This window comes from Polaribacter sp. YIW18, from assembly GCF_057219325.1.
Genome location: NZ_JBXVVE010000001.1, coordinates 290760 through 303113 on the forward strand (window position 1 = coordinate 290760; position 12354 = coordinate 303113).

The window sequence follows — 12354 nt, forward strand, 5'->3', positions numbered from 1 at the left end:
TTAATTTTTTTAATGTAAAAATTTATCTACTACATAAATAACTTGTACAACAGTTATGTATAATACACTAGACAACATTAATTTTCTTGCGTCTATATTTTGTTCACTTTTATACAATTTTACCCCATAATACAACATTACTAGTCCTAAAAAAGCAACTATTACTGCTGTTGCTGGATAAATATAAAAATCTCCAGACACTTTTAATGCTGGCGCTATTGATACCAATATCATTATAATGGTATAAAATATAATTTGTTTGATAGCGCCTTTGTCTTTTTTGCCCATTGGCAACATGTTAAAGCCTGCTTTTTTATACTCTTCATATTGTAACCACCCAATAGCCCAAAAATGCGGAAATTGCCAAAAAAATTGAATCATAAATAAAAAACCTGCCTCAATACCAAAATTGTTGGTAGCTGCAACCCAACCTAACATAAAAGGGATTGCGCCTGGTATTGCACCAACAAAAACAGTTAATGGGGTTATTGCCTTTAATGGTGTATATACACTTGTGTATAAAAATATAGATATGGCACCAAACAATGCAGATTTTGGGTTGATACTATATAAAATTGAAATGCCTAAAATTGTAAATGTAATGGCAACAAAAAGGGCAGTATTTACAGACATTCTGCCTGTTGGTAGCGGTCTATTTTTTGTACGTTGCATAATAGCATCTGTATCTTTTTCTATAATTTGATTGAATGCGTTAGAAGCACCCACCATAAAAAAACCACCTAAGGCTAATAAAAAAAGAATAAAATAATTTATGGTTTCTACTGCCAAAAGATATCCTGCAATAGAAGAAAATACAACGCTTAAAGACAGACCAACTTTGGTAAGTTGTTTAAAATCTGAAATAATAGTTTGCATAGATGTTTTCTTGTCTGAAATAACTGTTGTATTCATTTTACCACAATTAGCTTGCAAAGATATTTGATAATTATGAATTTACCATAGCTTTAATGTGCTTTTGTTAGCATACTTTTTATAAAAACATTTAGATAGAACCAATTTTAACATTTTCTAAGTAGAAAGTGTATATAAATAAAAAACCCACTCAATTAATTGAGTGGGAAAATTGCTATGAAAAAGAAAAAGTGTGACACTTTAAAAGTATCACACTACAAATATAATCATATATTATGATATTTTATCTTAAAATAATTAAAATTTTAAATATATAAGTGTCTTTTTAACAAATATGCCGATATAGTAACAAAAAACAACATGTTTTTTCCTTTTCAAAAAGTGATTTTAAATACTTCTGGCAAAAATATTCTATAAATAAAACCTGCAAAAAAGTTTTTTTGTTTTAAAATTAAACTTCTATGGCTATAATGTTTAAGCCATTACACACATCATAAACAGAGAGTGTCTTTTTTTTGCAAAAAAGAGTGATGGAAGTAATAAAATTGGAAACATATACTTTTAGTCTCCTATAGTTTTATAACTGTATTATTTTTTAGTTGATATTTTTGTTGGCTTTCTTTACAAGTTGCAATACCATTTTCGTTAAAATGTAATCTATGACCATATTGGCTCACCCAACCAATTTGTTTCGATGGATTGCCGACCACCAAAGCATAAGGCAATACTTCTTTAATAACAACTGCTCCAGCACCTACAAATGCATATTCTCCAATATTATTACCACAAACAATGGTTGCATTGGCACCAATACTTGCTCCTTTTTCGACAATAGTTTCTAAATATTGGTCTTGTCTTTTTATAGCACTACGTGGATTAATTACGTTCGTAAATACCATAGAAGGACCTAAAAAAACATTGTCTTTACAAATAACGCCTGTATAAATAGAAACATTGTTTTGCACTTTTACATTTTTTCCCAAAGTTACTTTTGGAGATACCACCACGTTTTGCCCAATATTACAGCTTTCGCCAATTATGGCATGAGACATTATGTGACTAAAATGCCATATTTTAGTGTCTTTACCAATGTTACAATCTGGGTCTATAACAGCAGTTTCGTGTGCAAAAAAGTCTTTCAAAATTAGTAATCTATTGGGTTTGTATTGGGTTGTTTGCTAATTATTTCTTTTGATGATGATGTGCCAATTCTATCTACACCTAGGGCAATCATTTTTAAAGCAGTTTCGTAGTCTTTAACACCACCAGCAGCTTTTACTTGTAATGGTTTTACGTTTTTAGAAATTAGTTTAATGCGCTCTAAAGTAGCTCCATTTGGTAAATTATTAGCCGTTTTAAAAAAACCTGTAGACGATTTTACAAATACATTTTTTGCATTTTCTTCTCCAAAATTTTGTAAAACTATTCTTTTTATCAATTGTGAAATTACAATTATTTCTTTGTTTGTAAGTGCTGCAACTTCAATAATCCATTTTACAACTTTATTGTTTTTTAGACATAGTTTTGTGCCTTGGATCACTTCTTCTGTAATAAGCTTTACATTTCCATTTTTAAAGGCTTGGTAATTTATTACAAAATCTAACTCGTCTGCCCCTAAATCTATTGCTTTTTGTGCTTCTTCTAATTTTTCTGATAATCTATAGGTACCTTCATGAAAACCAATAACGGTACCAATTAATACATCGGATTTTGCATCTAATAACAGTTTTTTTACTGTTGGTATGTATTTAGCACGAATCATAACCAACTTATAATTATAAGTTATAGCTTCTTCTACAAGTGTTATTACGTTTTGTAAATTTTCTTGTTCAGAAATATGGGCTTGTACAGCTGTTTTTAAATAAGTTGCGTCTAAAAATTGACAAATTCTCATTTTACAAAAGTAACAAAATCTACTATGCAAGTAAAAAAAAGCCCAACCAAATGGTTGCGCTTTATAATTTATTGTGTTCTTTATTGAACACTAAATGCAATAGGGAGTGTATATCTAACTTTTACAGGTTGATTTCTTTGTTTACCAGGCGTAAATTTGGGTAACTTTTTTATTAATCTGTTGGTTTCTTTTTCTAAACGTTGGTGTGGTGCTCTAATTTGAATGTCTATTACGTTTCCTTTGTCATCTATAATAAACTGCGTTTGTATTTTGTATTTGCCTGCATTTAAACCTATTTCATTGGCTAATTCTACATCAAAATTTCTTTGGACAAATTGTTTCATCTTTTTATCAAAACAACGTTTGTTTTCTTCTTTTGACAAACCTTCACATCCTTTAAAAACAGGTGCATCTTCTATCATCATAAAAGGCACATCACCTTCTGTAGGTTCGTCATCTTCTGGAATCTCTACAGTTACCAATTCATCTGGAGTTAGAATTACTGGCTCATCATCTTTAGTATTTATAAGGGTTTCTGGTACATGGTTTTCTGCCTTTACCACTTCTTCTGGTATAAATACTTTTGGTTGTAGTACTTCTGGAGTAGTAACCACTTTTTTCTCTTTCTGAAACAAAATAGTTTCATCGGGTATCATGTAAATTGTGGTGTTATTTTTTGTATTTAAAACAGCAATCGTTTTTTGAGGAGTCTCGTGCTCTAAAGTTATGTACACTATAAAGAGCACTAATACAAGACCTAACTGGGTAAAAATGTTAGAGAACTTTTCTAATTGTTTGGTTGGTAGTTTTTTTAGGTTTTTCATAATTAGAAAGTTTTAATATTAAGACTTTACTAAAACAAAGTTTGTGCCATAAAAAAACATCACTAAAAAGTGATGCTTTTTTTAATTAAGACATTAATCTTAACTAATTTTTCTAATTCATTTCGTAATTTCCCCCGAAATTGTAATCAAATTTACAAAATTTATCTCTAATTAAAATTTAAAAATGTATAAATGGTACTAAATAAGGTATAAGTGGTATTATGATTTAAAAAACAGTTCTCATAAAAGTTTAGGACCTAAAATAATATTGAAATTTTATTTATTTTAAATGCTTTTCTGCAACTTTTTCTAATTCAGCATACCAATTTTCTCCAAACTTTCTAATTAAAGCTTGTTTTACAAATTTATAAACAGGTACTTGTAGCTCTTTCCCTAAAGAACAAGCGTCATCACAAATTTCCCACTTATGGTAATTTACAGCAGCAAACTCGGTATAATCTTTAACTCTTACAGGGTATAAATGGCAAGAAACTGGTTTTTTCCAATCAATCTCACCTTGGTTATAGGCTTCTTCAATAGCACAAAGCGCTGTGTTTTTTTCATCAAAAATAACATAAGCACAATCTGCGCCTTTTATTAGAGGGGTTTCTAACTCTCCCCATTCACTGGTTACCCAAGTACCTTCTTTTTCTATAACAGCAATTCCTTCTTTTCTTAAAAAAGGTTTTACCTTCGGATATATTTTTTCTAGAATTTTGGTTTCCTCTTTATCTAAAGGCGCACCAGCTTCACCATCTATACAGCATGCCCCTTTGCACGCAGATAAATTACAGACAAAATCTTTTTCTATAATATCTTCTGAAACTATTGTTTTTCCTAACTGAAACATGTGGCAAAAATAGTATATTTTTTTTCTTTAACTTTACAGAAAGCTAAAGTTAGTTGGCTAATTTTGCAAAAAAAATAGAAACATATATGGAATTTAATCTAAAACAAATTTTAACTGCATTTATGGTCTTGTTTGCAGTAATAGATATTATAGGAAACATACCTATTATTATAGATTTACGTAAAAAAGTAGGTCATATTCAATCTGAAAAGGCTTCTATAATTGCTGGTATTATTATGGTATTTTTTCTATTTTTAGGAAAAAGCTTGTTAAGTTTTATAGGGATAGATGTAAACTCTTTTGCTGTTGCAGGTTCGTTTATCTTATTTTTTATTGCTTTAGAAATGATTTTAGGTATTACACTTTATAAAGACGATGCAGATTCTGGAACTATAACCGCTACTGTTTTTCCATTAGCATTTCCTTTAATAGCGGGTCCTGGTAGTTTAACAACTTTGCTATCTTTAAGAGCAGAATTTGCCATAGAAAATATTATTGTAGCTGTTTTTTTAAATGTACTCGTTATTTACATGGTATTAAAAACATCATCTAAAATAGAGCGTTTGATTGGTGCTACAGGTATACAAATAATTAGAAAAGTTTTTGGTGTCATTTTACTGGCTATAGCTGTAAAATTATTTGCAGCCAATATAAAAATGTTGTTTTAATATGAGTTTTGATGTGTTAATTATTGGTGGTGGAGTTTCTGGTATGCAGTGTGCCTTGGTTTTAGGTTCTGCAAAAGAAAAAGCCTTTGCAACCGATAAAAAAATTGGAATATTTATGCACCAAAAAGCATCTCATTTACAAAATGCGTTGTTTAATAACGTGTTAGGGTTAAGCCCTGGTAAATTGGGGAGTACTATTCTTAAAGAAGGTAAAAAACAATTAACAGACCTGTATCCTCATATTAATCAAATGAATACAGAAAAAGTACTGTCTATAGAAAGTACTGACAATGGCTATAAAGTTACTTCAAACAAAAACACCTATTTCTCTAAAAATATTGTTGTTGCATTAAACTACTCTAAGCCTTTTACTATTAAAGGTTTAGAAGAATATGTGATTCCACATAAAAAAGCCAACATATCAAAAAATAGAATTCAGTTACAAAACAAAAATCACGTTATAAAAAGTGGTTTATATTGTTGTGGTACTATTGCTGGCTGGCGTAGTCAATTTGCAATTGCAGCTGGAAGTGGTGCTAGTGTTGCTACAGATATTTTAACTTTATGGAACAATAATATACATACCAAAGTGCATGATAAAGTATGATGAAAGTCATATTTTAAACCTACACTTAGTTTTACTTTTATAGTGTCTTAAAAACTTTATTGACGTATCAGATAAAGATATTGACAAGACTATTTTTAAATAGTTTAATTTTTTAGAACCTATAAAACGTATATCATGCAAATTAAAAAAAACCCAAAGTTTCAAATGGAAAACTTTAGCAAGATTTTTTTCGAGTTAGGGTTAGTACTTACGCTATTTATAATTTACAGTTTGGTAGAGCATAAAACTTACGAGAATAACGAGGTGCAAAGTTTAGGCGAATTTTCGATGACAGAAGATATCAAGGAAGACATACCAATTGTACAAATTAAAACAGCACCACCACCAAAACAAACACCATCAATAGTAGAAAAAATAAAGGTTGTAGAAGACGAATTAAAAGTGGAAGAAACCGTTATCGAATCTACAGAAACTGATGAAACTGATGCTGTAGTTGTTGATGTAAGAGAGATTGTAGAAATAGAAGAAGAGGAAGAGATAGAAGAAGATATTCCTTTTTTAATGATAGAAAGTGTACCTGTTTATCCTGGATGTAAAGGAAATAATAAACAGTTAAGAGATTGTTTTACAAAAAAAATAACTCAATTTTTTGGTAAAAAATTTGATGTAAACTTATCTCAAGAATTAGGGTTAAGCAATGGTAAAAAACGTTTGTATGTTGTTTTTAGAATAGATAAAAAGGGACATGTTGTTGATGTAAAAGCAAGAGCACCACATCCTGTTTTAGAAAAAGAAGTAAAACAAATTATAAGTTCTTTACCAAAAATGACTCCTGGTAAACAAAGAGACAAACCGGTAGCAGTTAGTTACAGTTTACCTATTACTTTTTTAGTAAAAGAGTAATTAAAAAAACCAGCTTAAAAAGCTGGTTTTTTTTAGTTATTCCACTGTAATAGTTTAATTCGTTGTGACAATTACTCTTACTCCTTATACTTTTTTTGGTGTTTTTCCTTTAATTGTTCGATAATAAGATGAGAGTTTTGGTTTATCCCAGTTCTTTCCTGTTGGAGTTAGTAACCTCTCTTTATTTAATGTTTCACAAATGTTTTTTAAAGATAAAAACTCTACTTCTTTAAGTTGAATTATTCTTTCATTTAAAACTTTACGAACCTCTTTATTTAACTTGGTTCTTATTTGTACTGGTTTTTCAAATCTAAAGTTTACTGTTCTATCTCCATCTTTAATTTTATAATCTTTAAAACCAGTTTCATTAATAATTCCTTTTTTGTCATAAATCAGTTCATCACCAACAATCGGTAATCTAAAATTGATTGTAATATCATGTTCCTTTGATTTCTCATCAAAAAATACTTTAATATTTTGAACGTTACGATTTATAAAATCTCTTTTTTGTTCTAAAGATGAATTCATAATTTTTTTTACATCTTTTTCCATTTTTGAAATCCAGTTTACCCATCCTTTAGATTCTGAAATCAATCTCTCCTCATTCTTAATTAAATCAATTTCCTCTTGAACTATTTCTATGGAAGTTTTAAATTTTTCTCGAAGTTTACTTCCAATTGATTCACTAATTTTTTTAGTTCTAACATCATACTCAATCTGAATCTGTTCATCTTCTAAACTTTCTAATTCTCTCCTTTTATTTCGTAATTGTGATCTAATACTTCCCAACCTTTTAGAATTCTTAGTTTCTGAATCCCATTTTGGGGATAAATACTTTATTTTGTATTTTTCTCTAACAATCGATGATTTAGTAATAATATCAATAATCTTATCAAGAATTTTTTCATCAGTTTCAACGATATTTAAACTCCTCTTCATTTTACAATTTGTTTTATTGTAATTCTTCTTTTTATTATCGAGGTAATCTTTGTTATGTTTCCAACTGTATTCTGAACATCTACCATAGTACTGTTGAGAATTTCCTCTTTTTCTATAAGATAAACTCAACCCACATTCATTACACACAATAGTTCCTCCAAGAATTTGGTCTGTAGGAATACTCTTCTTTCTTTTTTGAAGATGTAAATTCATTTTTTGATTTACACTTTCCCATAACTCTTTTTCAATCAGTTTTGGTGTTTTAATAATTATTTCATCAACAGTAGTTATATCACCATTTGGAAGTTTTTCTTCCCACTTCCAAACTTGTGTTCCAATATAAATTGTGTTCCTCATCATTTTTTGAATTGTCCCTAAATTCCATCCTAATTTGGTTCTACGAGGTTTAATATCAGGTATTTTATCAAGATACATTTTAATATCCATGGTACTTTTACCTTGATTGTACATTGTGAATATTTTTTTTACGTGGAAACTCTCTTTTTCATTTTCTTTAAGTTTCTTATTTTTTACAGTATACCCAAAAGGAATTGTTGAACCAAGATAAGTATTACCACTTCGAAGAGAGTTTCTTTTTCCCATAATACTTCTCATTCTTCTCAACTCATTATCATACTGTGATATCAAGGATAATACTCCTATCATTAATTTATCTGGTGAGTTATTTAAATCATATGGTTTGGTTGAATCTCCGATATAGATTTGAACCCCATAATCAATAAAAACTTTTAAAATAGAATACCAAGATTGAGAATATCTACCTAACCTATCTGTATTAAAAACCCAAACCTTTCTTATACCATTAGGTTTTTGAATTTCGTCTAATAATTCAACTAATTTCGGACGTTGATTTATTTCAACTTTAAATGAACTTTGAACCCCTTCGTTAAATTCTTGAGGTTTTAACCCTAATTTTTCTGATATTTTTATTCCTATTTCCCTCTGTACATCAAGAGAACTTCCATCTGTTTCTTGAGGTTTTGAACTAACTCTATATAATAATCCTATTTTTTCCATTTGGGGTAAGATTGACACAAATTTAATTTATCCAAATGTAATTATAATAATTATTTAAACAATATCTTACCTATTAAATTCTAAATATTTAATTAAATATGGTATTCAAAAACTCCATAATTTGACTATATTGTCTTCAAAAATTAATTATGAGTAACCACCAAGAAATATCCTCCTTTATTTGGAATGGATTTGATGGTTATTAGATTTCATGTATAAAGAAGTAGGAAAATGAAACTATTCAAATTAAATAAAACCAATCTCAATGAGGTTGAACAAATTCCATTCAAATTAGAAAAGGATATCCAATCATTAGTGGAAGTAAATGTTGAATCCGTATTTAATTTGAAATTTATCCAATCAGAATTGTCTGTAGATAAGTATAGGATAGATACATTATGTTTTGATGAAGAGAATAATTCATTTGTAATTATTGAATACAAAAAAGGTAAAAGTTATTCCGTTATAGACCAGGGATATACATACCTTCAATTACTTCTAAACAATAAATCGGATTTTTTATTAGTACTATCTCAATACTTTAATAAAGTTCTAAGAATGGAAGATGTAGATTGGTCACAATCTAGAATCATCTTTGTTTCACCTTCATTTAACTCTTATCAAAAAGATAGTGTAAATTTTAAAGGCTTACCTTTTGAACTATGGGAGATTAAACGGTATTCAAATGATACTGTTGTTTTAAATGAACATCGTTCAAACTCTAAAGAAAGTATTGAAACTTTGAATCCAAAAACTAATTCAACAATTTCTCAAGTAAGTAAAGAAGTTAAAGTTTATACTGAAGATGAACATACTTCAAAAATGAACAAAAATATTCTTGAATCTTGGATAGAGTTAAAAGAAGAACTTTTGGAATTAGGAGGTGTTGAATTTGTACCTAAAAGACATTATATTGGTTTGAGTTTCGAAGGTACAAATGTATGTTATATCAATTTTCGAAAGTCTCACATTTTAATAGATATTTTAGGTGGTACGATATATCCAGATAAAAGTAAATCAAGGAATTTCCTTACTTTAGAAGACCATAAAAATCTTACATCTAAGAGAAGTAGAATCTTAAATTCTGGTGGAAATCAAATTAGTTACAGAATTAAATTCGATTCTAATTCAGATATAGATTATGTGATGTTACTTATAAAACAATCATACAAATCAAAAAGTTAAAAATGTGTGATGTTAATGGAAAATTCAAACTATGTACTTGTTCTGAAAAGATTGACAAGAAAAAACCTTATTGGGTATTAAAATCAAATCGAGAAGAAGGAGAAGAGGTTGGAGTAAAGGGTGTGTTCTCTCAACCTAATCCAATTTTCACACCAATCTTAAGAAGAAATATCCTTAGAAGATTAAATTCAGTAAAAGATATTTTTGATTTTGAATATACTCCTAAAGACAAAGATTTACTTAAACTATTTGGGGAATATGATGAATACTATTGTGAGTTTGTAAAAGGTAAATGGAGATGGATAGAAAATTTTGATTATATCGGAAAAAAAGAGAGTGAATTTAAAAATAAATCAAAAGGATATATAAAAGGTTCAAAATCAAAATTGATGGAAGTTTTGAACGAGTATCAGAAACTCACAAAAACTAATCTTTATAGAACTTTAGATTTTGGTATGATAGAACCTAAAAATGAATTCGAAGAAACATTATACTATTCATAAAAAAAAATCAGAGAGAATTAATTCAATTGATTCAAGAAGAGATAAATAAATTAAACTAAAAAGAAAAATGACTGAAGAAGAATTAAAAATATTAAAAGAAAAATATGATGAAAAATTTCTAAAATACTGGTCAAAAAGAGATGGTTCTTCGAAATTTCAACCTATTTCAATGGAAGAGTTTAAAAAAAGGTTAAATGATGAAGAGTTTAGAAATAATATCATTAAAGGATAAATAATTAAATAATCTTATGAGTATTAATAACTAATTGTTCATCTATTAAAACCCTCATTTCATCAACTGATTTAAACTTGAAATTATACTTTTTAATATATCGATTTAAATTATTTGTTAGAGTATAATTAACGACTTCATTTTTATTATTTAATTCATAAAGAAAAAATTCTTTTTTAGAGAAATAAATTTTTTTATCTAGTTTTAAATCTATTGTTGAGTTTGTTTTCATTTTAAGAAATATTTTATTCAAAATTAAATTAAATCATAGTTCCCACTATTACATAAACAAGTAATTAATGTTGACTTTTCAAAAATTAATGTGATTAAAAAATGATTCTTATAACAATCTATCAATATTATCTAGAAAAAAATTGACTCCGATATAAAAACGGGTCAGACCACCCTTTTAGAAAAAAGTAATTCTCTCAGTTACAAGAAACCTCCTATTCCATTCAACTTGCACAAGAATATATTCTTCAATATATTCGTTTTATGAAAGTAAACATCTCTAAACTATCTCATCATCCTAAAAATCAAGAAATCTATGATTTATCTTCTATTGAAGAACTAATGGAGAGTATTTCTGAAGTGGGGTTACTCCAACCAATAGTTATCGACCAATATTTCCAAATTATAAGTGGTAATCGAAGGTTTGAATCTATTAGACGATTGGGTTGGGATGAGGTTGAAGTAATTAAAAGAGAGGTTAAGGGTGGAGAAGAAGAATTATTGTTAATTCATTACAATAAACAACGAATTAAGAGTTTTAAAGAACTTATCAATGAATACCTAATACTTGATAGATATTATAGAAAAGGACAAGGGAGAAGGACGGATTTAACTTCTGTTAAATCTAACAGAGGTTCTTCAAGGGATATGGTTTCTAAAGAATTAGGAATATCTTCTTCTCAGTTAAGAAGATTAGTATTCATCCATAAAAACAAACCAGAATATATTGAACTTTTAGATAAGGGTATTTTAACGGTTAATCAATCTTATCTTCAAATTCAGAGGGAAATTAAAGAAAAAGAATCTAAAAAACCTACTTCTTCAAAATCAGAAAGTTTAGTAAAATCGAATTGGAGGTTTTATCAGAAATCCTCTGATGATATGTGTGAACTAAATGAAGGTGAAGTTCAAACTATTTTTACTTCTCCCCCTTATTGGAATAAAAGAACCTATTCTGAAGAGAAAGGATTAGGGAATGAAAAAACATCTGAAGAGTTTGTAGTACATCTTTCTGAACATTTAAAAGATTGTAAAAGAGTATTAAAAGATAGAGGAAGTTTCTTTCTTAATTTAGGTGATACTTTTTATAATGGAAATCTCCAAAATGTTCCTCATAGAGTAATACTAAAACTTAAAGAACAAGGATGGATACTTCGAAATACTATTATCTGGTCTAAAACCAATCCAAAACCCTCTTCTTCAAAATCTAATCTAACTCCTTCTTATGAGTTTATCTTTCATTTGGTAAAATCAATGGAGTATGATTATTACCCAACGTTAACAAAACTATCCGATAAAACCAAAGCGTCTCTACCTCCAAGACATAGAAGTGTTAATGGGGAGTATTCAAAATCAATAACACCTTATTTACCTAACACGAATGGTAAAAATATGGGAGATTACTGGAATGAGGATATCGTGAGAACTTCGGTTGCAAATCAGAAACTAAATATTCAAGGAGAACACCCTGCTCCGTTTCCAAATGAAATCATAACCTTACCTATTCTTCAAACTTCTAAAGAGTTTGAAATGGTGTTAGACCCTTTTATGGGAAGTGGGACAACTGGAAGGATTTGTGATAAACTAAGAAGAAATTTTGTTGGGTATGATTTGAAGGTGTTTTAAAAAACGATAACCTATCAAAT

14 protein-coding genes are annotated in these 12354 nt (G+C 28.6%); 7 read left to right on the forward strand and 7 right to left on the reverse strand.

Features of this window, described 5'->3' with window-relative positions; genetic code table 11:
* Nucleotides 1-9: 9 nt before the first annotated feature.
* From cyoE to AC2D6T_RS01165, 5 genes are all read right to left on the reverse strand, one after another.
* The gene (gene cyoE / locus AC2D6T_RS01145; protein ID WP_484680178.1) at nt 10-912 is read right to left on the reverse strand and encodes a heme o synthase; all 903 of its coding nucleotides are present in this window, start codon (nt 910-912) and stop codon (nt 10-12) included.
* A gap of 530 nt (nt 913-1442) precedes the next feature.
* Complete coding sequence (locus tag AC2D6T_RS01150) at nt 1443-2015, reverse strand: acyltransferase (protein ID WP_484680179.1); 573 nt, start codon at nt 2013-2015, stop codon at nt 1443-1445.
* A gap of 2 nt (nt 2016-2017) precedes the next feature.
* Complete coding sequence (deoC, locus tag AC2D6T_RS01155; RefSeq protein ID WP_484680180.1) at nt 2018-2767, reverse strand: deoxyribose-phosphate aldolase; 750 nt, start codon at nt 2765-2767, stop codon at nt 2018-2020.
* An 80-nt stretch (nt 2768-2847) separates the two neighbouring features.
* Nucleotides 2848-3591: an energy transducer TonB gene (locus AC2D6T_RS01160; RefSeq protein ID WP_438989377.1), complete on the reverse strand. Its 744-nt coding sequence runs from the start codon at nt 3589-3591 to the stop codon at nt 2848-2850.
* A 280-nt stretch (nt 3592-3871) separates the two neighbouring features.
* The gene (locus AC2D6T_RS01165) at nt 3872-4441 is read right to left on the reverse strand and encodes a DUF3109 family protein (RefSeq protein WP_347186841.1); all 570 of its coding nucleotides are present in this window, start codon (nt 4439-4441) and stop codon (nt 3872-3874) included.
* A gap of 86 nt (nt 4442-4527) precedes the next feature.
* Here AC2D6T_RS01165 and AC2D6T_RS01170 point away from each other — a divergent pair, with 86 nt between their 5' ends.
* From AC2D6T_RS01170 to AC2D6T_RS01180, 3 genes are all read left to right on the forward strand, one after another.
* Nucleotides 4528-5109: a MarC family protein gene (locus AC2D6T_RS01170; protein WP_298949818.1), complete on the forward strand. Its 582-nt coding sequence runs from the start codon at nt 4528-4530 to the stop codon at nt 5107-5109.
* A 1-nt stretch (nt 5110) separates the two neighbouring features.
* Complete coding sequence (locus AC2D6T_RS01175) at nt 5111-5716, forward strand: FAD-dependent oxidoreductase (protein WP_298949816.1); 606 nt, start codon at nt 5111-5113, stop codon at nt 5714-5716.
* 135 nt (nt 5717-5851) lie between these two features.
* Nucleotides 5852-6580, forward strand: coding sequence for an energy transducer TonB (locus AC2D6T_RS01180; protein ID WP_347186842.1), 729 nt, complete (start codon nt 5852-5854; stop codon nt 6578-6580).
* 84 nt (nt 6581-6664) lie between these two features.
* Here AC2D6T_RS01180 and AC2D6T_RS01185 read toward each other — a convergent pair whose 3' ends face one another.
* The gene (locus tag AC2D6T_RS01185; protein WP_484680181.1) at nt 6665-8557 is read right to left on the reverse strand and encodes a recombinase family protein; all 1893 of its coding nucleotides are present in this window, start codon (nt 8555-8557) and stop codon (nt 6665-6667) included.
* 345 nt (nt 8558-8902) lie between these two features.
* On the opposite strand from AC2D6T_RS01185, the gene AC2D6T_RS01190 reads away from it, so the two are divergent.
* From AC2D6T_RS01190 to AC2D6T_RS01200, 3 genes are all read left to right on the forward strand, one after another.
* Nucleotides 8903-9742, forward strand: a complete 840-nt coding sequence (locus AC2D6T_RS01190) for a DUF5655 domain-containing protein (RefSeq protein WP_484680182.1) — start codon at nt 8903-8905, stop codon at nt 9740-9742.
* 2 nt (nt 9743-9744) lie between these two features.
* Complete coding sequence (locus AC2D6T_RS01195) at nt 9745-10245, forward strand: hypothetical protein (RefSeq protein ID WP_484680183.1); 501 nt, start codon at nt 9745-9747, stop codon at nt 10243-10245.
* 67 nt (nt 10246-10312) lie between these two features.
* Complete coding sequence (locus AC2D6T_RS01200) at nt 10313-10477, forward strand: hypothetical protein (protein ID WP_438989337.1); 165 nt, start codon at nt 10313-10315, stop codon at nt 10475-10477.
* 4 nt (nt 10478-10481) lie between these two features.
* On the opposite strand, the gene AC2D6T_RS01205 is transcribed toward AC2D6T_RS01200, so the two are convergent.
* Entirely contained in the window at nt 10482-10709 is a 228-nt protein-coding gene (locus AC2D6T_RS01205) for a hypothetical protein (protein WP_484680184.1), read from the reverse strand.
* A 263-nt stretch (nt 10710-10972) separates the two neighbouring features.
* Between AC2D6T_RS01205 and AC2D6T_RS01210 the strand changes: the two genes are divergently transcribed.
* Nucleotides 10973-12334: a DNA methyltransferase gene (locus AC2D6T_RS01210; protein ID WP_484680185.1), complete on the forward strand. Its 1362-nt coding sequence runs from the start codon at nt 10973-10975 to the stop codon at nt 12332-12334.
* Nucleotides 12335-12354: the final 20 nt, after the last annotated feature.